The following is a 22,344-nucleotide window of genomic DNA, read 5'->3' as shown; positions in this document are numbered from 1 at the left end:
GCCCAGGATTGAGCGGCGCGGGATCCGCGCGGTCAAGCGCGTCCCAGGATTGGTGTGCCGCATTCCGCAAAATTGGTACTTGAGGCACCTTTTAGCCGCCGATACGGTCCCTGCCAATCAAGGCCGGACAAAGCCGGCCATCCAGCGCAAGCGGAGGGGAAACCGTGTCTCGACCCGAGGCGAAGACCGTCCTCACGGCGGATGACATCCACAAGAGCTATGGCGATTTCCCGGTTCTGAAGGGCGTCAGCCTCTCGGCTCGCGAACGCGACGTCATCTGCATGATCGGCGCGAGCGGCTCGGGCAAGAGCACCTTCCTGCGCTGCATCAACCTGCTCGAAACGCCCGAATCCGGGACGATCCACTTCGAAGGCGAGGCGCTGAACCTGGATCGCCGCGGCAAGGGCGCGCCCGTCCTGGACGCGAAGCAGATCAACCGGATCCGCAGCCGGATGGGCATGGTCTTCCAGAGCTTCAACCTCTGGAGCCATCTGACCGTCCTCGACAATGTCACGATCGCGCCGATCAAGGTCCTCGGCGTGCCCAAGGCGGAAGCGAGGGAGCGGGCCGAGGCGCTGCTCGCCAAGGTCGGCCTGTTCGACAAGCGCTTCCACTATCCCGCCCATATCTCCGGCGGCCAGCAGCAGCGCTGCGCCATCGCCCGCGCGCTCGCGATGGAGCCCAAGCTGCTGCTCTTCGACGAGCCGACTTCGGCCCTCGATCCCGAGCTGGTCGGCGAGGTCCTTGGCGTGATGCGCCAGCTCGCGGAGGAGGGGCGCACCATGATCGTCGTGACCCATGAAATGGCTTTCGCCCGTGAAGTCTCGAACGAGGTGCTCTTCCTTCACGAGGGGAAGATCGAGGAGCGCGACACGCCGGAGAACATCTTCGGCAATCCGGCGTCCGAGCGGTGCAGGCGCTTCCTGCAGCGGGTTCTGTGAGGAGAAGACCCATGAAGAAGACGGCTCTCACCCTGCTCGCCGGCGCAGCCCTGCTGCTTGCCGGTTCCGCCTTCGCCCGCGAGGTCAAGGTCGGCACGGAATGTACCAATCCGCCCTTCAACTATCGCACCTCCGGCGGCGAACTCGTCGGCTTCGACGTCGATATCGCCCGCGAGATCGGCAAGCGCGCCGGCTTTCAGCTCAGCTTCGTCTGCCAGTCGCTCGAAGGTGTCATTCCGGCATTGACGTCACGCAAGTTCGCTCTCGTCCTGGCCAGCCTCTCGATCACCGAGGCGCGCCAGAAGAGCATCGATTTCAGCGTTCCCTACCGCTCCTCGACCGGCCGCTTCGTCGCCCCGAATGCGTCCAAGCTGGAGCCCGTGACGGCCGACGGCACGCCCAATCCCAAGGCACTGGACGGCAAGACCGTCGGGCTGATCCGCTCCAGCACCTATGACCGCTATTTCACCGAGCTGTTCCCGGGCGTGCAGATCTCGCGCTACGAGAATTACGAGACCCTGCTGCTCGACCTCGTCTCCGGCCGCGTCGACGCGATCATGGCCGGGCCGATCAAGATGGAAGGATTCTTCGCGGAACCGCAGGGCAAGGGCTTCAAATATGTCGGCCCCGAGCTGGAGAACATCAAGTATTTCGGGCCGGGCGTCGGCGTCGGCCTGCGCAAGAACGAGCCGGAGCTGCTGGCCAAGGTCAACGACGCGCTGAAGGGCATGTTCGCCGACGGCACCTTCAAGGCGATCAACCAGAAATACTGGAAGTTCACGGTCATGCCGAGCGTCTGGACCGACTGAGCCGCCTCGACTGCAAGGGCATGGCCTGATGCCGGCCATGCCCGGCGCCATCCTCCCCGCACGGGAATGAACGATGACGGCTGACCTCTTTCAGGGCTGGGGCGCCCAGCTTTTCTGGGGCACGATGGTCACGCTCAAGGTCGCGTTCCTGGCCTTGCTGGCGGGACTCGCGATCGGGCTCCTCGTCGCGCTCGCCAAGCTCTCGCCGTCGCGAGCCATGCGCGCTGCGGGCGATCTCTACACCACCTGCATCCGCGGCACGCCGGAGCTGCTGATCATCCTGCTCGTCTATTTCGGCAGTACGGTCGCCTTGTCAGCCGCGCTGCGCTGGATCGGCGGGCCGAACACCTCTTTCGAGATGCCTGCGCTCGGCGCCGGCGTGCTGGCGCTGAGCCTTGTCTTCGGCGGCTATGCGGCCGAGATCTTCCGCGGCGCCTTCCTCGCCATCCCGCCCGGCCAGATCGAGGCGGCGAAGGCCTTCGGCATGTCGCCGCTGACGCTGTTCATCCATATCCGCCTGCCGCTGATGTGGCGCTATGCCCTGCCGGCGCTTGGCAATATCTGGATCTCGCTGCTCAAGAACACCTCCCTGATCTCGGTCGTCGGGCTCGAGGAGCTGATGCGCGTCAGCTACATCGCGACCTCGGTGACGCGCAGCCCGTTCCATTTCTACATGCTCGCGGCGATCATCTACCTGCTGCTGACCATCGCCAATTCCCTCATCATCGAATGGCTGGAGACCCGCGCGAACCGCGGCGTCCGGAGGGTCTGATCATGGACCTGTCGCTCATGATCGAAAGCCTGCCGCGCCTGCTGCAAGGCGCGGTCCTCACCCTCAAGCTCTTGCTGCTGACGGAGATCATCGGCTTCGTCTGCGCGCTGCCGCTCGGCATCCTCTACGCCAATGGCTCCCGGCTCGCCCGCGCGCCGATCTACGGCTTCGTCTATTTCTTCCGCGGCACGCCCCTGCTGGTGCAGATCTTCATCGTCTATTACGGGCTCGCCCAGTTCGATGTCGTGCGCCAGAGCTTTCTCTGGCCCTGGCTGCGCCAGCCCTTCGTCTGTGCTCTGCTTGCCTGCGCCCTGCATTCCACCGCCTACACGACCAATATCCTGCGCGGCGCGATCCAGGCCGTGCCGGCGGGCGAGGTCGAGGCGGCGCGCGCCTGCGGCATGTCCGCCTTTCAGGTCCAGCGCTTCATCGTGCTGCCGATTGCGCTGCGGCTCATGCTGCCCGCCTACAGCAACCAGGCGATCGGCATGCTGAAGGGCACCTCTCTCGCCAGCACGATCACGCTGATGGAGCTGACCGGCGTCGCCAACACCATCGTCGCCAGCACCTTCCAGCCCTACGAGGTCTTCATCATGGCGGCGCTGATCTACCTCGCGATCACGCTCGTGATCACGCGCTGCTTCAAATACCTCGAATACGCGCTCGGCAAGCACCAGCGCCCCCTCAAGAGCACAGCCGCAATACCCGGACAGGTCCGTCATGCCGACTAGCGACATCAGGAACTTCATCGCCTTCGCCCAGGGGCTGACCGATGCCAGCGGCGCGATCATCCGCGAGGCCGCCCGCCAGAACAACGCCTTCGTCTCCAAGGGCGACGACAGCCCGGTCACCGAGATCGATCGTGGCGTCGAGACGGAACTGCGCCGCCGCATCGGCGAGGCCTTTCCGGAGCATGGCATCCAGGGCGAGGAATTCGGCGCGCAGGCGACCGATGCCGAATATGTCTGGGTGCTCGATCCGATCGACGGCACCAAGGCCTTCGTCGCCGGCATCCCGGTCTTCGGTACGCTGATCGCGCTGACCCGCAGGGGCGTGCCCGTCCTTGGCGTGATCGACCAGCCGATGACGCGCGAGCGCTGGATCGGCGCCGACGGTTATCCGACCACGCTGAACGACACCCGCGTCACGACCTCCAGCCGCGAGCTCCTTCCGGAATCCGTCCTCTCGACCAGCAATATCGAACTCTACGATCCGCAGTCACTGCCGGTCTTCCAGGCGCTGCGCTCTTCCGTGCATTGGTGCGTCTATGGCGGCAGCTGCTATTCCTACGGGCGGCTCGCCTCGGGCGGGATCGACATCGCGATCGACCGCTTCACCACCCCGCATGACGTGCTCGCCCATGTCCCGGTCATCGCCAATGCCGGCGGCGTCATCACGGATTGGGACGGCGCCCCGCTGACCCTGCATTCGAGCGGGCATTGCCTGGCCGCCGCCAATCCCGAACTGCACCGGGCAGCACTGAGCCGGATCGCGGCGCCGCGCGCCGAGATCAAGCCGGCGGCGTGAGCCGGCCGAACATCGCATCATCGTCAGCCGGGCCAGCCACCATGACCACCACACCCCCCACCCGCCGCGAGATCGTCGAGGCCATGAAGGAGGCCGCCCGCATCGGCGGCGCCTCGCTCGCCGAGAATTTCGCACGTCTTTCCGCCCTGCCCATTCTGGAAAAGGGCCCGTCCGACTTCGTCTCCGCCGCCGATATCGAATCCGAGCGCCTGATCGTCGCCCATCTCAACGCGAAGCTGCCCGAGGTTGCGGTGCTTGGCGAGGAGGGCGCGGCCTCTCCCGATGCCGGCAACGGCCTGCGGATCATCATCGACCCGCTCGACGGCACCAACAATTTCCTGCACGGCATCCCGCAATTCTCGGCCTCGCTCGCCTTGATGGAGGGCGAGGAGGTGACGGCCGGCGTGACCTTCAATCCGCTGAGCGGCGAGATGTTCTGGGCCGTGGAAGGGGAGGGCGCCTATCTTGGTGACCGCAAACTGAGCGGCTCCGGCCGCCAATCGCTGGCCCATGCGGTCGTGGGGACCTGCTTCCCCTATAATGGCAAGGGCGACACCGAGAAGGCCGCGCGCGAGATGGCGGCGATCATGCCGCGCGTCTCGGGTATCCGCAGCCCGGGCTCGGCCGCGCTGGAGATCGCCTATGTCGCGGAAGGCCGCTTCGATGGCTTCTGGACCTCCGGCGCCAAGCTCGATCTCTGGGATCTTGCGGCAGGCGTGATCATCGCGCGGGAAGCAGGCTGCCTCGCGACCGAGATCGACGGCGAGGGCGACCCGCTCAGGTGCCGCAGCCTCGTCGTCGCGCCCCGGCAGTTCCATGGCCAGTTCATCGACATCTTTCGTCCGACCCATGCGGCAGGCGCCCCGAACCGCTCCGGGTTCGTCGGAGGTCGAGCCGATCCGGCGCGCGCGTGACATAGCGGTCCTTGCGGCCCTTGCCCTGCTCGACCCAGATCGGCATGTGCGGCTGGTGCCGGATCACGAGGCGTAAGATCCGTCGCCGCCCGGGCGACCTGATCGCTCTTCGCCAGCGTGCCAAGTCGCGAAACATATTCGGCATATCTATTAATAGATAGAAATTAATCATTTATAGTATCAATCATCCAGCCCCTAATCTTCCTCTCCGCCCCCGAACGGGTGCCGAGAGGAACGTGGTTGATGTCGAATCCGGCGGGCAAATTCGCCTCCGCGCGGAATGCGCCGATCGAGAGCGGGAGCTGGCACTCTCCCGACGCGATCGTTGCGCTGCTTCGAAGTCGACACCCAGCGGGCGATCCGACCCACACCATGAACGACTTGTCTGCCACGGGTGCTCGCGGAGCACCCGCCGCACTACGAGAAAGAGAATTAGCCCATGCATGTCTTGATCACGGGAGCAGCCGGCGGGATCGGCCGCGTGGCCCGGCGGCAACTTGCCGGCCGCTACGCAGTGCTGCGCGTGCTTGATCGAGTTCGAACTCGGGCCGCTTGGGCCGGGCGAGGAAGCCGTGATCGCTGATCTCGCAGACATCGCCGCGCTGGAGCAAGCAATGGCGGGGATCGACTGCGTGGTCCATCTCGCCGGCGTGGCGGCCGAGCCGGAGAGCAATGCCTGGCCCCAGGTTCTGGCTGCCAACATCGCCGGCACCCACAATGTATTCGAGGCGGCCCGTCGCGCCGGTGTCCGCCGGGTCGTATTCGCCTCGAGCCACCATGCGGTGGGCTATCATCGTCGCAGCCAGATACTCACGGGCGCGGCCGTGCCGCGGCCGGATAGCTATTACGGCGTGAGCAAGGTGGCTGGCGAGGCCTTGGGCCGGCTCTATGCGGACAAGTTCGGCCTCAGTGTCGTCAGCCTGCGGATTGGCGTGTTCAGGCCACGGCCACTGGATATCCGCCACCTGTCAGTCTGGGTGAGCCCGCGTGACATGGCCGAATTGCTGCGCTGCTCGATCGAGGCGCCGCAACTGCACTACGTCGTGGCTTACGGCATGTCCGCCAATACCCGAGCGATCTGGGACAATCGCGAGGCCGCTGTGCTGGGGTACCGCCCGGTCGACAATGCGGAGGACTATGCGGCCGAGCTGCTGGCGGACGGAGCCCCCGAGCTCGAGGGTGCCAAGCCATTCCATGGCGGCTGGTACTGCGCATGGGATCTCGGCGACCACGGCCTGTTCATCGACTGACGCGCACGCGGTACTGGACCAGCGAGCGATCACCTCGCCGCAGCGCGCGATGAAAGGACTGCCTCGAGGGCCTGGATCAAGCGTTCAGCAAAAATCGAAATCGCACCCTTCATCGGCCTGCAGGACCGAGGTGAGGTACAGGTTTCGATAGCCACGGGTTGCCTGGGAGAGATGGGCGGGCGGGGCCCACTCGCGCCGCCGCCGCTCCAGCTCGGCCTCGTCGACGAGCAGCGCGATTTCGCGGGCCGGCACGTCGAGCCGGATCGTATCGCCATTGCGGACCAGGCCGAGCGGCCCACCGATCGCGGATTCCGGCGTGATGTGCAGGACGATGGTTCCGAACGCCGTGCCGCTCATGCGGGCATCCGAGATGCGGACCATGTCCTTGACGCCGGCCTGCGCCAGTTGCTTCGGAATCGGCAGATAGCCCGCCTCCGGCATCCCTGGCGCGCCCTTCGGCCCGGCGTTCCTCAGGACGAGCACGTCGTCTGCCTTCACGTCGAGCGCAGGATCGTCGATGCGGGTGACCATATCCTCGACGGAATCGAAAACGACGGCCCTTCCGGTGTGCTGCAGCAAAGAAGGCGAGGCGGCGGAATGTTTGATGACGGCCCCGCCGGGCGCGAGGTTGCCTCGCAAGATCGCCATGCCGCCGAATGGCTTGAGAGGTGCTGCCGCGGGGCGGATGATGGTCTGGTTCGAGACCTCCTCGGCCGAGTCGGCGATCTCGCCGATGGTACGGCCGTCAACCGTCCTGGCGGAGCGGTCCAGGTGGTCGCCGAGCTCCTTCATGAGCTTCGGGACGCCGCCTGCCCAATGGAAATGCTCCATGTAGTGATCGCCTGACGGCTTCAGGTCGATCAGCACGGGTACGGCACGCCCGATGGCATCGAACTCGTCCAGATCGATCGACAAGCCCGCGCGCCGCGCGATGGCTGTCAGGTGGATGAGGCCGTTCGTGGAGCCGCCAATCGCCTGAAGCACGGTCAACGCATTCCGGAAGGCCGCTTTCGTGAGCAGCTCACTAGGTTTTGGCCCCTGATGGGCCAGCTTCACCGCCTCGCGCCCGCTCGCCTCGGCCGCGCGGATCCGGTCAGCATGGGTCGCCGGGATGGTTCCGGTCCACGGCAGCGCAATGCCGAGTGCCTCGACCAGACATCCCATCGTGCTGGCCGTGCCCATCACCATGCATGTGCCTTGGGTGGGTGCGAGGCGGCCGCTGATGATCTCGATTTCCTCGGCATCGATCTGGCCGGCGCGATACTGCCCCCAGAGCCGGCGGCAATCCGTGCAGGCGCCAAGAAATCTCGCCCTTGTGATGTCCCACCAGCATCGGGCCAGTGATCAGCTGGATCGTCGGCACGTCGGCGCTGACGGCACCCATGAGCTGGGCCGGGACCGTCTTGTCGCAACCGCCGATCAGCACCACCGCATCCATGGGCTGGGCGCGAATCAGCTCCTCGGTATCGATCGCCATCAGGTTGCGCAGGAACATCGAGGTGGGATTGGAGAACGATTCGTGGATGGAGATCGTCGGGAACTCCATCGGCAGCCCGCCGGCCAGCATTACCCCGCGCTTCACGGCCTCGATCAGGCGAGGCACGTTGCCGTGGCAGGGGTTGAAGTCGCTGAACGTATTCGTAATCCCGATGATCGGCCGATCCAGCGCGTCGTCGGAAAAGCCGGCCGCCTTGATGAAGGCCTTGCGCAGGAACAACGAAAACCCGGGATCGCCATAGGTCGCGAGATTGCGGCGCATGCCGCGGGCTGCGGGGGCAGCGGGAGGTGGTGTATCGTCGGGTTTGCTCATGAGGCTATGGAAATTGACTGTCACCAAAATTGTCAACAATTCTGTCGAAGAGTTCCAAGCTAGAATGCCCGCAAAAGCTGTGACGCTTCAAACGACTGAGCGCGCCCGTGCGATCGCGGCCGAGCTGGAGGAGGAGATCGTGCTCGGCTGGCTGTTGCCGCGCGAACGCCTCGTCGAGGAGGACCTGGCCAAACGGCTGGGCGTGAAGCGGCACGTCGTACGCGAGGCGCTGTCGGAGCTGGAGCGCGCCGGCCTGGTTCAACGCATCCCCAATCGGGGGGCCTGCGTGAGGCTGCTCGACCCTGTCGACGTCATGCGAATCTACTCGGTCCGCGAGGCCCTCGAAACGCTGGCGGCCGGGCAGATCGCCTTGCCCGCCTCTCCCACGGTTCTCGCCGGCCTCCGCGCCATCCAGAACGATCACACCGAAGCGGTCGCGCACGCCGACTTCCGGGCCGCATTCCGCTCCAATATGCGTTTCCACGAGGCGCTCTTTGGCGCCTGCGGCAATCCCCATCTCGTCGAGTTGATCCAGACGCTCGCTCAGAAGGCGCATGGCGTGCGCTCCATCACAGCGGCGAATCCGGTACAGCTCTCCCGCTCCCGCGACGAGCACCTGGCGATGATCGAGGCCCTCGCCGGGGGGAGGCGCGACGAGCTGATCGAGCTGTGTCGCCAGCATCTCGCCCCGTCGCGCGACACCTATATCGCCGCCGTCCAGGGGCGCTTCCCGATGGTGGCGGCACGTTGAGCGGCCGCGCTCAGCCCGATTGGGAGAACATTGTCTTACCCGGCACCTTCAGCTCGGCCTTGAGGACGGAGGCCGAGCTGGATTCGGTGATGAACAGCGTGCGATTGCCCTCGCCGCCATAAGCGACGTTGGTGATGTGATCGCCCACGGTGGAGGTGATCCGGAAGGTGGGCTCCCCGCGCGCGTCGGTAACCCAGACCGAGCCCATTCCCACATGGGCGATGGCGAGGCCGCCATTCGCATCAAGGGCAAGGCCGTCCGGGCCGATGCCCCCGGACAGCTGGATGAAGGTGCCGACCTTGGCGACCGATCCGTCCTGCATGAAGGGCACGCGCCAGACGGCATTCGCACGCGTCACCGCCACGTAGAGCGCGTTCTCCGCCAGATTCATCACCAGGCCATTGGGACTAGGAATACGATCGAGCACCAGCTCCAGGCGGCCGCCCGCCGCATATCGGAACACCCGGCCACCAGGGTCCTGATGCCCGGTGAGGCCCTGGTCGGTGAAATAGAGGTCGCCATTGGCCGCGAAGAACAGGTCGTTCACGCCCCGGAACCGCTCGGCGTGGTAGCGCTCGACCAAGGGTGTCACCTGGCGCGTATCCAAGTCCAGCACCATGATGCCATGCATGTAATCGGCGATATAGGCCCGGCCGTCCCGGCCGAATTTCAACCCGTTCGGCCAGCCGTGATAGCGCACCACCTCCTCGCATGCGCCCTCCTCGGAGAAGCGCACGACCCGGCCGTTCTGCACATCGACGCAGTACAGCAGACCATCGCTTCCGAAGCTCGGCCCTTCGAGCAAGGACTTCGATGGCGTGCCGCGAGGCTGATTGCCGCCCCAGGACGGCTCGACGGCCTCAGTCGCTTGGATGAGGCTCGCGAAAGGGGTGGCTTCGATGGTCGGAGGTGGCGCGAAGAGCACGTTTCGTTCTCCCGGGTATCGTTGTTCATCCTGGCCTGCCGTCGGCACGGGAATGGCGCGGCCCGATTACAGGCCGCGCCGCTGCGTCAGATTTCGAGGCGGGTGTCGGCCGCGCGATAAAACAAGAATTGGGGAATCCCCGCGCTTCGAGAAAAGCGCGGGGATGCACTAATCGGCGAGGTACGTGTGTCCCTTCTTTCGAGCAAGCAGGTAGACCACCACGCTCAGGACGGCCACCGCGGCGCCGTACACCGGAAACAGATAGGCGGCGTCGAACTGGCGAAGCCAGACCAGCAAATAGGGCGAGGTGCCTCCGAATATCGACACACCCAACGCGTAGCCGAGCGCGACACCGGTGGTGCGCACGCTGCGCGGCATCAGAGTCACGGCGATGTACTGGAACAGGCTCATATTGAACCCGACGATCGTACCGCCGACGATCATCACGAAGGCGAAGCGACCGATACCCGGCTCGGTATAGAGCCACAGGAAGAAGAAGGCCGGAACCAGCATCAACCGGAAGATGACGAAAGCGCGCGACGCCCGGATACGATCCGCCAAGCCGCCGATGATCGGGCCGGAAATGATCCAGATCACCCCCATGATCACCGTGATGGCGAAGACGAGGCTGCTGTTCTCCTTGAAGATCGAGTTCGCGATGTTCGGCAGCCCGGTGATCCAGGCATAATTCGCGATCTGGAACGACCCGATCACCAGGACGACGGCTGCCAATGCAAGGCGCAGATCCCAAAGCTCCTTCCAGACACCGGCCGTGCTCTTGTGGACTTTCGCATCGCCGGTGGTCGAAGCGGCGTCATGCGCCTTGGCCATCAGCGTCTCGGGCAGATGGCTGCGCAGATAGACGACGACGAAACCGAGTATGCCCCCGATAAAGAACGGGATGCGCCAGCCCCAGGCCTCCAGATCGGCCTTCGTGATCAGCAGGCTGACGATCAGCGCCACCAGGCTCGAACCGACGATCCCGATCTGGATCGCGGTACCGCTGACCAGCCCCATATATCGCCCTTCATGCCCCGGCTTGGCGAGCTCGCTCGCGATCGAGTTCGCCACGCCGGCCTCGGCACCGGTGGCCAGCCCCTGGATCAGCCTGATCACGAGCAGCAGCGCGCCCGCCCAGATACCGATCGTGCCGTAATCGGGCATGACCGCGATGATCAGCGAGCAGACCGCCATCGCCGATACGGACAACAGCATCACGCCACGGTGGCTGATGCGGTCGGCAACCGGCCCGAGGATGATGGCGCCGATCGGACGCGCGAAGAACCCGGCGCCGAACACCGCGAACGCCGCCAGCAACGAAACGGTCGGATCATGGGAGGGAAAAAATTTCGGCGACAGGAGCGACGCCATGACGCCGTAGATGTTCCAGTCGTACCACTCCAGCGCGACGCCACCCATTAGGCCCAGCGTCGTCTTGGATCGCATCGGATCCTCGTCCTTGGCCAGGTCCGGTGGGGCGGCGGCGTTCGAAACCGAACTCATTGTTGTTTCCTCCAGCGATTTTGATTTTTTTGACGTTTCTAGAAACGGTGCGCTCTGCCTCCCGCCGACAACCAGCCGTGGCCTCGCGCGGGAGCGGCGCTGTTGCGCGTTTGGTGTTCCGTGTTCGAGGACCGTTGCGCGGCGGCGATTGTTACGATTGATGCTCTGCCGTGATCGGGCGGGTCTCGCCGGTCTCGACCAGCGTGCGCGTGGCGTCCATCGAGCCGTAGATCCAGAGGATCTTCATCGGAGCGGTCTTGGACGTGTTGCGGAACCGGTGCGGGACGTTGGCGGGAATGAAGGTGGCATCGCCCACCTTCACCGGAATGGAGTCGTCACCGATGTCGAAGATCGCCTCGCCTTCCACCAGCACGACGCTCTCCTCGGCGTTGTGGAAGTGGAACGGGATCTCGGCCCCCCCTTCGAATTCCGTGTAGCCGGTGATGAAAGCGGTCGCGCCCAGGCCCTTGGTCACCAGCGGGGTCGTGCGGGCGCCGCCGCCGCGGTCGTAGCTTCTGATGTCCTCGGGCTTGAGGATGACCGAGTTCGAGCTTGCCTTGATCATGGGTTGTCCGTTCGTCTGAGTGGAATCCCGGCGTCAGGCGGCTTGCCCGAACCACACGGTCTTCACATTGGTGAATTCGCGGATTCCGAACTCGCCGAGTTCGCGGCCGTATCCGGATTGCTTGATGCCGCCGAAGGGCAGCCGCGGATCCGAAGCGACCAAGGCATTCACGAAGACGGCGCCCGCCTCGATCCGGCGTGTGAGGTGGTGCGCACGATCCAGGTCGCTCGTCCAAAGGGCGGCACCGAGCCCGAACTCGGTCTCGTTGGCGATGTCGATCGCCGCATCGGCATTCGCTGCGCGGATGATCGCGGCGGCGGGACCGAAGGTTTCCTCGACCGCCGCCGGCATGCCCGACGTAACCTGGTCGATGATGGTCGGGGCATAGAAGAACCCGGGCCCTTCGATCGGCTTGCCACCCAGGACGATCCTGGCGCCGGCCGCGATGGTTCTGCGGACCTGTCCGTCGAGCTCACCACGCAGGTTCGCCCGTGCCATGGGGCCGATCGTTGTCGAGCGATCCAGCGGATTACCGACCTTGAGCTTTTCGGCCTCCGCGCGGAACAGCGCGACGAATTCGTCGGCGATCGCGTTTTCCACGATGAAGCGCTTGGCCGAGATGCAGCTCTGGCCGGTGTTGGAGAAGCGCGCCTTCACGGCGGTCTTGGCCGCCAGGGAAAGGTCGGCATCCGCCAGGACGATGAAGGGATCCGAGCCACCCAGTTCGAGAACCTGCTTCTTCATCAGGTTGCCGGCCTGGGAGGCGACGATCTTCCCCACGGCGGTCGATCCGGTGAGCGCTACGGCGGCGACACGCGCATCGCCCAGCACGCTCGCCACTTGCTCGGCCTGGATCATGAGAGTCGAGACGAGACCCTGGGGCGCGCCGGCCTCGCGGAAAATCCGTTCGATCTCCAACGCCGAATGCGGGACATTATTGGCGTGCTTCAGCAGCACGGCGTTTCCGGCGATGATCGCCGGCGCGGCACAGCGCACGAACTGCCATAGCGGATAGTTCCAGGGCATCACCGCCAGCACGACGCCGAGAGGATCAAACACGACACGGCTGTCTGCCGCGCTGCTCGGCACAGGGACGTCCCCGACGAAGGCCGGGCCGCTTTCGGCATAGAACTCGCAGGTCCATGCGGACTTCTCGATCTCGCCTTCAGCCTCGGCGATCGGCTTGCCCATCTCGGATGTGATGATCGCGGCAAGGCTGTCGCGCTGTGCCCGAAGGACGGCCGCGACGGATCGCAGCAGGGCCGCGCGCTCCGCCATGCTGCTGCTTTTCCAGCAGGCCTGCGCACGCGCGGCGCCATCGAGCTTGAGCTCGACATCCGCCGCCGCATCAAGGGCATAGCGCGCGATCTCCTGGCCCGTGGCGGGATTGATCGAGATGATCATGGTCTTGGTCCTGCTGTAAGGAGGCAGGCAGGCCCGAGGCCGCCTGCGAAAGGGCCGGCGGATCAGGGGGTGCTGGCGGTCAGGCCGCCATCGACGACGATCTCGGTCCCGGTGATGTAGCGGCTCTCGTCGCTCGCCAGAAACAGCGCCGCATGCGCGGTGTCCCAGCCGCTGCCCATGTACTTCATCGGCACCTGGTTGCTGCGCCGCGTCAGAAAGGCTTCCGGATCGTCCTTCGCGTATTTCTGCACGAGGTTGTCGAGCAGGGGCGTCTGCATGAGACCCGGCACCACGCAATTCAGCCGAACGCCTTCCGCCGCGTAGATGACCGCCGTCGCCTTGGTGAACTGGATCAGTCCGGCCTTGGCAGCCGAATAGGCCACCTGCGGCTTTCCGACATACCGCATGCCTGCCACCGACGAGACGTTGATGATCGAGCCGCCGCCCTGCGCACGCATGATCGGGATGACGTGCTTGCAGGCAAGGAATGCGCCTTTGAGATTGATCTCGACCTGGGAGTCCCAGACATCCTCGGCCATATCCACCGGCGATCCCGGTTGCGACATCCCGACATTGTTCATCAGGATGTCGATCCGGCCATAGGTCTCCATGCAGGCAGCGACCGCCTTCGCTACATCGTCGGCATCCGTGCAGTCGCAGCGGGTGACGGTCGCGACCTTGCCTTCTTCCTCGATGATGCGGGCGGTCTCCCGAGCATTCTCGATGTTCAAGTCGGTCCCGAAAACCTTGGCGCCTTGCCGTGCCATAAGGACTGCGGAGGCTCGCCCGTTTCCCCAACCCTGAGCGACGGCGCCACACCCCATGATCAAGGCAATCTTGCCCGTCAGATTCAACATTGGCCGCGTTCCTCTCCGGCTCCGGATCGGGAGCTCGAAAGGAGGTTACGGATTTTGAGATTGATACCGGAAATGATTAATTTCTATATATTAATAGATAGATAGAATATATAACTCAGAACCACCTCCGAAGGCTGATGGATGCCGATCACTCCTCGCCAGTTGAAGATCTTTGTTGCTCTCGCTGAATCGCTGAATTTCAGCCGGACGGCCGAGCGCTTCTTCATCACACAGCCCTCTCTCAGCAAGGCCGTGAAGGAGCTTGAGCAGGAACTGCGCGTGCAGCTCTTTGAACGCTCGACGCGGTCGGTCCGACTCACCCCCACAGGCGAGCGCTTGACCTCTCTTGCACGGCGAATGGTCGGCGAATTCGACAATGGCCTGCATCACCTCCAGTCCCTGGTTCATCTGGAGGCGCATCACCTCGCAATCGCCTCGATTCCATCGCTGACTCATTCGGTCCTGCCGGACGTATGCGACGCCTTGGAGCAGGCCTTTGCCTCGCCGCGCTTCACCATCCATGACGGGACCAACCGGGCGACGGTCCAGCGGCTGATGAATTACGAAGTCGATTTTGCCCTCGCCTCGGTCACGCCGGCCGAGGAGGGCATCGAATTCGAGGAGCTGATGCGCGATCATTTCGTGCTCCTCGCACGCAGCGATCATGTCGGCTTCGAAGATCGTCCGGTCCGAATGCAGGAACTGGTGGATATGCCCTTGATCTGTGGCTCGAGCGCCAGCACGGCGACGGAATATGTCAGCGCGGCTTTTCTCCAGCGCGGCCTCGTGTTCCAGCCGAAATTCACCTTTGATCAGGTCGCGATTGCCGCAGGATTCGTCAGGAAGGGGCTTGGCATCGTCATTCAACCCTATCTCGGCATTACGCCGCTGCTACACCTCGATGGTTTTCGCCTATATGCGATCGAGGACGGGCCCGTGCGCCCCGTGGGGATCGCACGACGGCGCGGACACGACCTGTCCCGGATTGCCGAACATGCAATCAGGGAAGTACGGAGAGTTTCGCAATCCTTGATCGAGACGTTCCCGGCCTGGATCGAACCGCCTGCCCCTCGCTCCGGCGCATGAGTGTGACGGTCAGGATTGCGTAGATCTATCCTGCCCCAGAATCTGGCCGGCGGCGACGCGTGGGGCTCAGTGATTTCCCGAGGCAACCTCCTTTAGGGGCGGCTTGTCGAGCGTCAGGTCCGCTACTCCACGACGAAGTCCGAGCGGCGCTCGGGCCGCTCGACTGGAAAACCTGCCGTGCTCGAATTGGCGCTATGGCTTGGCGATCGCCCGGAATGCGGGCACCAGCTTCCTGACCGCCATTTCGATCTCCATGGGCGTATAGGCGGCGAAACCCATCAGGACGCCCGCTTCGGCGTCGCCTCTGGCATGAAGCGCTGACAGCCCCAGAAGCTCGATACCGGCATGTCGCCCGGCCGCAATGACGCTCCGCTCGGAGAGATCGCCTCTCAGCAGACAGGGCATCTGCAGCCCGCCCGCGGGAACGCGCGGCTCGACAAAGTCCGGCAGGTGCGTCTGGACGAGATCGACAAGCGCATCGAGCCGCTGTGCATAGATGCCGCGCATCGTGCGGACATAGGCGCCGAAATGCCCGCCCTCGATGAAGCGGGCCAGCGTCAGTTGAGCCATCGGCGCGGAATGTCCATCGAGGAGAGTGCGCGCGACGGTCATCGGTTCCACCAGTTGCGGCGGCAGCACGGCATAGCCGATCCGCAGTCCCGGAAAGAGCGATTTGGTGAAGGTGCCGATATAGATCGTCCGGTCATGGCGATCGAGCCCCTGCACGCAGGCCATCGGCTTGCCGGCATAGTGGAATTCGCTGTCGTAATCGTCCTCGATGATCCAGGCCTGATGGCGCGCGGCCCATTCGATCAGGGCCAGGCGTCGGTCCAGGGCCAGCGTTGCGCCGGTCGGGAACTGGTGGGATGGCGTCAGCGAAACGGCTTTCGCCTTGCGGGGGTCGGCCAGGATCTGCTCGACGGCGATCCCCTGCGGATCCACCCGGACCGGGACGCATTCCAGCCCTGCTGCATCGAACCCCTTCCGTGCGCCGTAATAGGCGGGATCCTCGATGAAGATCCGGTCGCCAGGATCAAGCAACATGCTCGCGCACAGCATCATGGCCTGCTGTGAACTGGTGAGGATGAGCACCCGGTCGGCCGTGGCGCGCGCGCCACGTTCGAGGTTCACATAGTCGGCGATGGCGCGGCGCAGCGCTTCGGTTCCTTGCGGATCGCCATGCCCCAGAGCCTGGGTACCGACCTCCCTGCGCACCTGCCGTTCCAGCCTCTCCCAAAGCTGAAGCGGAAAGGTGCGGGTTTCCGGAACCCCGGGGGCGAACGGCCGCGGCGACAGCATCTCGCGCACCCCGCCGCTGCTGAACATGGCCTTGCCGCGCTCGCTGAGATTGGGAGCTTGGCGGCGCAGCAAGGCTTGCCGTCGAACGGACCGATGGCCGGTCGTGAATTCCGGCATCTGCGCCACGAAGCTGCCGCTGCCGACGCGGCGCTCGATGAAGCCTTCGGCATGAAGCCGGCCATAGGACGCTTCGACGGTATCCCGCGACACGCCCAGCGACGTGGCGAGGGCACGGGAGGGCGGCAAGGGCTTTCCCGGGCCAAGCGCACCATCGACGATCAACTGCCGGATGGCGCGCTGGATCCGCGCATGAAGGGGCATGGTCACGTGAGCGGGATGGGCGATCCACGCCTTCACGGTTTCCAGCTGGGAATGCCTGAACAAATGGTCTGAACCTTGCGAGCCGATTGGATGGGAATACCGGGCCATTCACTGGCTATCTGTCAATCCGGTTTGCTGTCCCGCGCCGAGTTCCAGGAGGTCCTTTCAGGATCATGTCGCCCCGCACCGCATCTTCTCCCATCCGCTTGAAAGACCTGCCGCATCCCGTCGTCGCCGGCCTGATCTCCGTGATCGTCAACTATGGCGGCACCTTCATCCTGGTTTTCCAGGCTGCGAGGGTCGCGGGGCTGAGCCCCGAGCTGACGGCCTCCTGGGTCTGGTCGGTCTCGATCGGCGTGGGGCTGACGGGGATCGCCTTGAGCTGGCACTACCGCGAGCCGATCATCACCGCCTGGTCGACGCCGGCAGCGGCGTTTCTCGTCGCCGCGCTCGGCACCACGCCTTATGCCGAGGCCGTCGGCGCCTACATGGTCTCGGCTGCGGCCTTCGTCGCGCTGGGGCTGTCGGGTTGCTTCGAGAAGGTGATCCGGTTGATCCCGCCGGGTATCGCGTCTGGTCTGCTGGCCGGCATCCTGCTTCCGTTCGGCATCGGCGCATTCGGCGGCGCAAGCATCGATCCGGTGCTGGTCGGGTTGCTGGTCGTCACCTATGTGGTGCTGAAGCGGTTCTCGGCGCGCTATGCCGTGGTCGGCATCCTCGTCATCGGACTGGGCTTCCTGCTCGTGCAGGGCCGGGTCGACCTGTCGGGGCTGAAGCCGGCCTTCGCAACGCCCGTCTTCACGATGCCGGCCTTCTCGCTGAATGCGCTCCTGTCCGTCGCACTGCCGCTCTTCCTGATCACGTTGAGCGGCCAATACATGCCGGGAATGCTCGTGCTGCGAAATGACGGCTTCAAGACCAGCGCCAATCCGATCGTCACCGTAACGGGCCTCGGCTCGCTCATCATGGCCCCGTTCGGATCCCATGCCTTCAACATCGCAGCGATCACCGCGGCGATCGCCACGGGCAAGGAAGCTCACATCGATCCGTCGAAGCGCTGGATCGCGGGTATCGCGGCCGGCTGCTTCTATGTGCTCGTGGGGATATTCGGTGTCACGCTCGCAGCCGTCTTCATGGCCTTTCCGGCGACCTTCATCACCACGCTGGCCGGCCTGGCGCTGCTCGGCACGATCGGCGGCAGCCTTGCGGGAGCAATGGCCGATCCGACGTCGCGCGAAGCCGCGCTCATCACTTTCCTGGCCTCGGCGGCGAACATCAAGCTGCTCGGGATCGGCGGAGCATTCTGGGGGCTGATCATCGGGCTCGTCGCCCATGTCGTTCTGAATGGCCGCCTGCCGCGCAGCGGCCTAGCCGGGAGCAGGGCGGCTGCGAAATGAGGGCTGAGCCGCGCGCTTCCCGTGCCGTGCCGGAGCCCGTGATCTCCCTGTTTCGAGCGGGACACGCAAGGTCCCCTCCGTCGAGGGCCGCACGGCGCAGTTTCGGGAGAGCGCGCACCGATCGGAGCGCTCCTCCGCGCGGACGGATGATGCCGAAATCAGGCCAGGTCCTTGCGATAGACGATGAAGCCGGAGCGCAAGGCGACATCGTCGTAGAGCCTGCGTGCAGTCGCGTTGCCCTCATGCGTATCGCCTACCTCGTCGTGCCCGAGCATTTGGTCCCAGCCTTCGTCGCCGGGCGCTCGCTGATCGACGGTTCCGCCGCCAAGTTCAACCAGGTCGTGCTGGCCGAATTCATGCGCGAGGGGCACTTCACCGCCCACACCCGATGGATGCGGCAGATATACCAGGCGCGCCGCGATCAATTCGTCGCAGCCTTCGCACGGCATCTGAGCGGCATCGCCACCTGCAATCTGCCGCGGGCAGGCCTCCACATCACTGCGCTGCTGCAGAACGCGTATGACGAGGCAGAAACGCTTGCCGTCGCGGAGCGCTCATCGTGGCTGCCAAAACAATGTGAGGCGCGTCCGAACCCCCAAATGGACCCGGTCGTCGCGTGGGAACTAAGGGGCCGGCGCAACATCGCGTCGCGCAGAATGTCCAATCGCTGGAGCGCAGCCAAGTTCCGCATTTGGTGCGCTCGGTCAGGATTGATCGCTACTTGAAGCTTGAAGCGTTGCCAGAGAGCCAAATGACGTCTTTGTCCGAAATGAGTCATGCCTGACTGCGCGATCAGCTAAGCGATCGGTCGATACTCCACCGAATTTCGCTGCGAAGGCTTCTCCGTCATCAGGGCGGCCGAGCAAAAAGCCTTGGCCGATTGGACAGCCCATGCCCTTCAACAGCGCTCGCTGAGCTTCCGTCTCTACGCCCTCCGCCACGACGGTGAGTCCAAGGGCGCGCCCCAGGTCGATGATCGCACGAACGATGACGGTCTTCGAAGGGCTGGCAGTCAGGCCTGCGACGAAGTTCCGGTCGATCTTGATCTCCGTGACGGGAAAGGCCTCAAGCGAACGGAGGTTCGCATAGCCGGTCCCGAAATCATCGACGGAGAGGCCGACGCCGAGATTCCGCAGCCGGCGGAACGCCTCCAGCACGCCCGGCGTGTCATTGAGAAACATGCTTTCGGTGATTTCGAGTGTCAGCAGGTCCGGTCGGACGCCGGACTGTCGTAAGATGCGGTCGACAATTTCCGCCATGTCGCGGTGTAGAAACTCGGCCGCAGACACATTCACGGAAAAGCGCAGCGGTTCATCCCGGCGTTCGTTGATCCTGCGCGCAAAGGCGGCGACGGCGGCAAGACCACGTTCGCCGAGGTCGAGCAGCACGCCGCTGCGCTCCGCCGCTTCGATGAAACGGCCCGGCGGGACGATGCCAAACAAGGGGTGATTCCACCTGATCAACGCTTCCGCACCTAGGCATTCACCCGTCGCGAGATCGATCTGCGGCTGGAAGTGATGGATGAATTCATCCTTTGCGAGAGAGGCTCTCAACTCGCGGGTCATTTGGACCCGATTGCGCGCTTCCTCTTCATCGGCACGCTGAAACCGGCGAGGTCCGCTCAGCGGGGCTGACTTCGCCGCATGCAGCGCAGCACCGGCATTGCGGATCAAGGAGATTAGGTTGCCGCGAGGGTCGCCAAGCGCATAGCCGATGGCGAAGCGCAGACAGACATTCGCTCCTGGGATGACGAAATCGGGAGCGAGGGCGGCGCAAACCTCGGCCACGATCGGTGGCCCGCTTGCCTCATCGGCCAGTTCGAAGGCCAGGGCAAACTCGTTTGCTCCGATCCGGGCGACCAGAACAGCCCCGGTCCCGCGCAGTCGGCGGCCGGTTTCCAGCAGCAATGCGTCCCCGACGTCATAGCCGTACCCGGCGTTGATGTCGTGGAAGCCGATGATGTCGCACTTCACGAACAGCACGCGGCCGGCACATGTCGCGAAGCGCCTTTCCACGCTGACGATGAACGACTGGCGGTTGAGGCAGCCGGTTGCAGCGTCGAGGTTTGCAGCGCGATCGAGGGCGATCTCGGTCTGTCGCGTCGCCGAAACGTCGCGAAGAATACCAAGGTAGAGGAGTTCGCCACTGACCGTGAAAGGTCTGAGGCTCAGGTGGTTCCAGAAGACCGACCCGTCTTTCCGATGATTGCGAAGCGTGACGTCGACCGGTTCGGCGGCCCTGATAGCCTCTCCGATGCGGGCGACTTCCGGTTGATGGCGTTCATTGCCCTGTAGGTAGCGGCAATCCTTCCAGAGCACTTCGTGACGCACATACCCCGTCAGCCGTTCGAAGGCCCGGTTGACGTAGAGAAGGGGTCCGTTCCCCCCAGCAATCCGGGCGATCGCTACACCATCGGAGAACTCCTCGACGAGCGGCGGCAGAACCGAGCGGAGCAGTGCGTCCGAGCTGAGGTCACCGTTGCCCGCACAGAGCGCCGGTGCGAACCTCATGAACTCCAACGGCTTCAGTCCCTTGAAATCCTTCATACCCAAGCAATGACGCGGTTCCCGGTTGCTGGGCAATCCGCGGGCACGGCGGTTTTGAGACAGCCGTCAGCCGATTTCGGACATAGTGGGTCTTGATCCGTCTCCAGATGTCCGGAACCGATCACGGTAGTCGGAGGGCGTCGCGCCGAAATGCGCAAGAAAGGCGCGGCGCATCGCCCGCGCCGAGCCGAAACCGCATTTCGCGGCGATCGAATCGATCGACAGCCGGCTGCCTTCGAGCAGAAAGCGCGCGACATCGATCCGTGTGAGATCGACATATTCGGCCGGCGATGTTCCCACGTCCTGGGTGAAGACCCGCGTGAAGTTGCGCGGGCTCATCGCCGCGATATTCGCGAGGGCATTGACGGACAGATCAGCAGCCGGATGGCTCAGGATGTACTGCTGGACCTTGTAGAGGCGACTGCGGTCGACGCCTTGCGCCGCCAGATGCATACTGAATTGAGACTGGTCCCCCGGCCTCTTCAGAAACACGACCAGACGGCGGGCGACATAGAGCGCAACGTCCCGGCCGAGATCCTCTTCGACCAGCGAAAGGCCAAGATCGATCGCCGCGCTCGAACCGGCTGAGGTGACCATTGGGCCATCCCGGATGAAGACCCGGTCTCCGTCCACCTTTGCTTCTGGAAAGCGCTGGGCGAGGAGAGGCGCATACCGCCAGTGTGTCGCCACGTGGCGGCCGCTGAGAAGTCCGGCGTCACCAAGCAGGAAAGCTCCTGTGCAGACCGAGCCGTAACGTCGCGCCTGCGGGGCTGCGCGTGAGAGCCAGTCGATCATGCCCTTTCCGGGCGCATTGGGTATGCCCACGCTTCCAGCCACAAGAAGGGTGTCGGGATCTTTCGGGCACATGAGGTAGTCTGAGTCCGGCAAAACTCTCAGTCCCGACCCGCAACGAAGCGGGCGGTTTTCTTCTGCGACGATACCGACCTCGTAGAAACCTGCGGCAACCCGCGCATTCGCTTCGGCGAACACGTCCATCAGGCCGGCGAGCTCCAGCGAGTGAACATCGGAAGGCGCGAAGATGATGACCCGCACGCGAATGGTCCTCGTGAAGCGCTAAGCCGAATATTTCGGTCGGCCAGCACGCAGCAGACAGTCGGTCGATGGGTGGCTTCGGACGCATCCCGGTATGGCGCCGGCCATCTTCGGCTAAGCGCCGCTGTTCAAGAAAATCAGAGGGAGACCCGGCGATCGCCCCTCGCGTACGAAGTTGATCGTCCTCTTGCCGTCACGCTGCCATCCTCTCAGGAATTGGCGCTTTCGGCAAACCTGGAGTGGCTAAAGCCGAACATCCAATGTCCGGTTGCAGGCGCAGACTCAAGGTCAGTCGTTGGAGCGAGGAGCGGGTGGTTTGGCGCCGCATCTGCATGTTCGGCCGAGCCGTCGCTGCTTCTGCTATAGAGCGCGGGAATGCGGGTGATGTTCCGACCGAACAGGAGAAGATTGTGACCGACCGATTTGAACGCCACCGCCAACCCTGGACATCTGAGGAACTTCAGAAGCTGAGGTTACTCGCCGGGAAGGGCATGGCACTCAAGGCGATTTCAAAAGCGATGACGCGCAGCGAGGAATCCATCAAAGACCGCGCCAAACTCGATGGCATCAGGATTGCCAAGCTCCGTTAATCCGGGCTCGCGGCGCGACCTTGC

Annotated in this window: 20 protein-coding genes and 2 pseudogenes; 12 read left to right on the top strand and 10 right to left on the bottom strand. The window is 64.3% G+C overall.

The window, feature by feature from the left end; all coding sequences use genetic code 11:
• The first annotated feature begins 164 nt into the window (after positions 1-164).
• From ACFJGT_RS21585 to ACFJGT_RS21555, 7 genes are all read left to right on the top strand, one after another.
• Positions 165-941 carry an ABC transporter ATP-binding protein gene (locus ACFJGT_RS21585; RefSeq protein WP_377842220.1) on the top strand — a complete coding sequence of 259 codons (777 nt, stop codon included), beginning with the start codon at positions 165-167 and terminating at the stop codon, positions 939-941.
• Positions 942-952: 11 nt separating this feature from the next.
• Positions 953-1,750: a transporter substrate-binding domain-containing protein gene (locus ACFJGT_RS21580; RefSeq protein WP_377842216.1), complete on the top strand. Its 798-nt coding sequence runs from the start codon at positions 953-955 to the stop codon at positions 1,748-1,750.
• Positions 1,751-1,823: 73 nt separating this feature from the next.
• Positions 1,824-2,522: an ABC transporter permease gene (locus ACFJGT_RS21575; protein ID WP_377842209.1), complete on the top strand. Its 699-nt coding sequence runs from the start codon at positions 1,824-1,826 to the stop codon at positions 2,520-2,522.
• A gap of 2 nt (positions 2,523-2,524) precedes the next feature.
• Positions 2,525-3,253, top strand: coding sequence for an ABC transporter permease (locus tag ACFJGT_RS21570; protein WP_377842206.1), 729 nt, complete (start codon positions 2,525-2,527; stop codon positions 3,251-3,253).
• Complete coding sequence (locus tag ACFJGT_RS21565; protein WP_377842204.1) at positions 3,243-4,049, top strand: inositol monophosphatase family protein; 807 nt, start codon at positions 3,243-3,245, stop codon at positions 4,047-4,049. Before ACFJGT_RS21570 ends, ACFJGT_RS21565 begins: the two co-directional genes overlap by 11 nt.
• A 41-nt stretch (positions 4,050-4,090) precedes the next feature.
• Complete coding sequence (locus ACFJGT_RS21560; RefSeq protein ID WP_377842201.1) at positions 4,091-4,963, top strand: inositol monophosphatase family protein; 873 nt, start codon at positions 4,091-4,093, stop codon at positions 4,961-4,963.
• A 527-nt stretch (positions 4,964-5,490) separates the two neighbouring features.
• Positions 5,491-6,213: an NAD-dependent epimerase/dehydratase family protein gene (locus ACFJGT_RS21555; RefSeq protein ID WP_377842198.1), complete on the top strand. Its 723-nt coding sequence runs from the start codon at positions 5,491-5,493 to the stop codon at positions 6,211-6,213.
• Between the two features lie 84 nt (positions 6,214-6,297).
• Here the strand turns inward: ACFJGT_RS21555 and ACFJGT_RS21550 are convergent.
• Positions 6,298-8,023: pseudogene (locus ACFJGT_RS21550) on the bottom strand (IlvD/Edd family dehydratase).
• Between the two features lie 13 nt (positions 8,024-8,036).
• Between ACFJGT_RS21550 and ACFJGT_RS21545 the strand changes: the two are divergent.
• Positions 8,037-8,774: a GntR family transcriptional regulator gene (locus tag ACFJGT_RS21545; protein ID WP_377842194.1), complete on the top strand. Its 738-nt coding sequence runs from the start codon at positions 8,037-8,039 to the stop codon at positions 8,772-8,774.
• 10 nt (positions 8,775-8,784) lie between these two features.
• Here ACFJGT_RS21545 and ACFJGT_RS21540 read toward each other — a convergent pair whose 3' ends face one another.
• The 5 genes from ACFJGT_RS21540 to ACFJGT_RS21520 form a co-directional block, all read right to left on the bottom strand.
• Entirely contained in the window at positions 8,785-9,699 is a 915-nt protein-coding gene (locus ACFJGT_RS21540; protein ID WP_377842192.1) for an SMP-30/gluconolactonase/LRE family protein, read from the bottom strand.
• A 168-nt stretch (positions 9,700-9,867) separates the two neighbouring features.
• A complete protein-coding gene (locus ACFJGT_RS21535; RefSeq protein WP_377842187.1) occupies positions 9,868-11,118 on the bottom strand; it encodes an MFS transporter in 1,251 nt (416 codons plus the stop codon).
• Between the two features lie 235 nt (positions 11,119-11,353).
• Complete coding sequence (locus ACFJGT_RS21530; protein WP_377842184.1) at positions 11,354-11,767, bottom strand: cupin domain-containing protein; 414 nt, start codon at positions 11,765-11,767, stop codon at positions 11,354-11,356.
• A gap of 33 nt (positions 11,768-11,800) precedes the next feature.
• On the bottom strand, positions 11,801-13,171 hold the full coding sequence (locus ACFJGT_RS21525; protein WP_377842181.1) for an NAD-dependent succinate-semialdehyde dehydrogenase: 1,371 nt from the start codon (positions 13,169-13,171) through the stop codon (positions 11,801-11,803).
• A gap of 62 nt (positions 13,172-13,233) precedes the next feature.
• A complete protein-coding gene (locus tag ACFJGT_RS21520) occupies positions 13,234-13,995 on the bottom strand; it encodes an SDR family NAD(P)-dependent oxidoreductase (protein WP_377849036.1) in 762 nt (253 codons plus the stop codon).
• Between the two features lie 174 nt (positions 13,996-14,169).
• Between ACFJGT_RS21520 and ACFJGT_RS21515 the strand changes: the two genes are divergently transcribed.
• Positions 14,170-15,114, top strand: coding sequence for a LysR family transcriptional regulator (locus ACFJGT_RS21515; RefSeq protein WP_377842179.1), 945 nt, complete (start codon positions 14,170-14,172; stop codon positions 15,112-15,114).
• Positions 15,115-15,306: 192 nt separating this feature from the next.
• Here the strand turns inward: ACFJGT_RS21515 and ACFJGT_RS21510 are convergent, their stop codons facing one another.
• Positions 15,307-16,797, bottom strand: coding sequence for a PLP-dependent aminotransferase family protein (locus ACFJGT_RS21510; RefSeq protein WP_377849035.1), 1,491 nt, complete (start codon positions 16,795-16,797; stop codon positions 15,307-15,309).
• Positions 16,798-16,907: 110 nt separating this feature from the next.
• On the opposite strand from ACFJGT_RS21510, the gene ACFJGT_RS21505 reads away from it, so the two are divergent.
• Positions 16,908-18,131 (top strand): benzoate/H(+) symporter BenE family transporter, encoded by a 1,224-nt coding sequence (locus ACFJGT_RS21505; protein WP_377842175.1) that lies wholly within the window; start codon positions 16,908-16,910, stop codon positions 18,129-18,131.
• 158 nt (positions 18,132-18,289) lie between these two features.
• On the opposite strand, the pseudogene ACFJGT_RS21500 reads toward ACFJGT_RS21505, so the two are convergent.
• Positions 18,290-18,379: pseudogene (locus ACFJGT_RS21500) on the bottom strand (GNAT family N-acetyltransferase); the annotation flags it as partial.
• Between ACFJGT_RS21500 and ACFJGT_RS21495 the strand changes: the two are divergent.
• Positions 18,374-18,856, top strand: a complete 483-nt coding sequence (locus ACFJGT_RS21495) for a hypothetical protein (RefSeq protein WP_377842173.1) — start codon at positions 18,374-18,376, stop codon at positions 18,854-18,856. The pseudogene ACFJGT_RS21500 and the gene ACFJGT_RS21495 sit on opposite strands and share 6 nt — an antisense overlap.
• Here the strand turns inward: ACFJGT_RS21495 and ACFJGT_RS21490 are convergent.
• Complete coding sequence (locus tag ACFJGT_RS21490) at positions 18,836-20,677, bottom strand: putative bifunctional diguanylate cyclase/phosphodiesterase (RefSeq protein ID WP_377842170.1); 1,842 nt, start codon at positions 20,675-20,677, stop codon at positions 18,836-18,838. The two genes, ACFJGT_RS21495 and ACFJGT_RS21490, sit on opposite strands and share 21 nt — an antisense overlap.
• A gap of 66 nt (positions 20,678-20,743) precedes the next feature.
• A complete protein-coding gene (locus tag ACFJGT_RS21485) occupies positions 20,744-21,730 on the bottom strand; it encodes a GlxA family transcriptional regulator (protein ID WP_377842168.1) in 987 nt (328 codons plus the stop codon).
• 239 nt (positions 21,731-21,969) lie between these two features.
• Here ACFJGT_RS21485 and ACFJGT_RS21480 point away from each other — a divergent pair, with 239 nt between their 5' ends.
• The gene (locus ACFJGT_RS21480) at positions 21,970-22,320 is read left to right on the top strand and encodes a hypothetical protein (protein ID WP_377842165.1); all 351 of its coding nucleotides are present in this window, start codon (positions 21,970-21,972) and stop codon (positions 22,318-22,320) included.
• Positions 22,321-22,344 lie beyond the last annotated feature (24 nt).

Source organism: Allobosea sp. UC22_33 (assembly GCF_042700715.1).
Lineage (GTDB): Bacteria > Pseudomonadota > Alphaproteobacteria > Rhizobiales > Beijerinckiaceae > Allobosea.
The sequence above is the reverse complement of the archived record's forward strand: the minus strand, read 5'-3'. Positions and strand labels throughout refer to the sequence as shown.

What these genes read in the sequence shown, in the direction of transcription:
- ACFJGT_RS21565 (WP_377842204.1), top strand. Translation starts at nt 3,243, where the DNA reads ATGCCGACTAGCGACATCAGGAACTTCATCGCCTTCGCCCAGGGGCTG.
- ACFJGT_RS21520 (WP_377849036.1), bottom strand. Translation starts at nt 13,995, where the DNA reads ATGGGGTGTGGCGCCGTCGCTCAGGGTTGGGGAAACGGGCGAGCCTCC.
- ACFJGT_RS21580 (WP_377842216.1), top strand. Translation starts at nt 953, where the DNA reads ATGAAGAAGACGGCTCTCACCCTGCTCGCCGGCGCAGCCCTGCTGCTT.
- ACFJGT_RS21495 (WP_377842173.1), top strand. Translation starts at nt 18,374, where the DNA reads ATGCGTATCGCCTACCTCGTCGTGCCCGAGCATTTGGTCCCAGCCTTC.
- ACFJGT_RS21575 (WP_377842209.1), top strand. Translation starts at nt 1,824, where the DNA reads ATGACGGCTGACCTCTTTCAGGGCTGGGGCGCCCAGCTTTTCTGGGGC.
- ACFJGT_RS21505 (WP_377842175.1), top strand. Translation starts at nt 16,908, where the DNA reads ATGTCGCCCCGCACCGCATCTTCTCCCATCCGCTTGAAAGACCTGCCG.
- ACFJGT_RS21515 (WP_377842179.1), top strand. Translation starts at nt 14,170, where the DNA reads ATGCCGATCACTCCTCGCCAGTTGAAGATCTTTGTTGCTCTCGCTGAA.
- ACFJGT_RS21490 (WP_377842170.1), bottom strand. Translation starts at nt 20,677, where the DNA reads ATGAAGGATTTCAAGGGACTGAAGCCGTTGGAGTTCATGAGGTTCGCA.
- ACFJGT_RS21560 (WP_377842201.1), top strand. Translation starts at nt 4,091, where the DNA reads ATGACCACCACACCCCCCACCCGCCGCGAGATCGTCGAGGCCATGAAG.
- ACFJGT_RS21530 (WP_377842184.1), bottom strand. Translation starts at nt 11,767, where the DNA reads ATGATCAAGGCAAGCTCGAACTCGGTCATCCTCAAGCCCGAGGACATC.
- ACFJGT_RS21570 (WP_377842206.1), top strand. Translation starts at nt 2,525, where the DNA reads ATGGACCTGTCGCTCATGATCGAAAGCCTGCCGCGCCTGCTGCAAGGC.
- ACFJGT_RS21525 (WP_377842181.1), bottom strand. Translation starts at nt 13,171, where the DNA reads ATGATCATCTCGATCAATCCCGCCACGGGCCAGGAGATCGCGCGCTAT.
- ACFJGT_RS21535 (WP_377842187.1), bottom strand. Translation starts at nt 11,118, where the DNA reads ATGGGTGGCGTCGCGCTGGAGTGGTACGACTGGAACATCTACGGCGTC.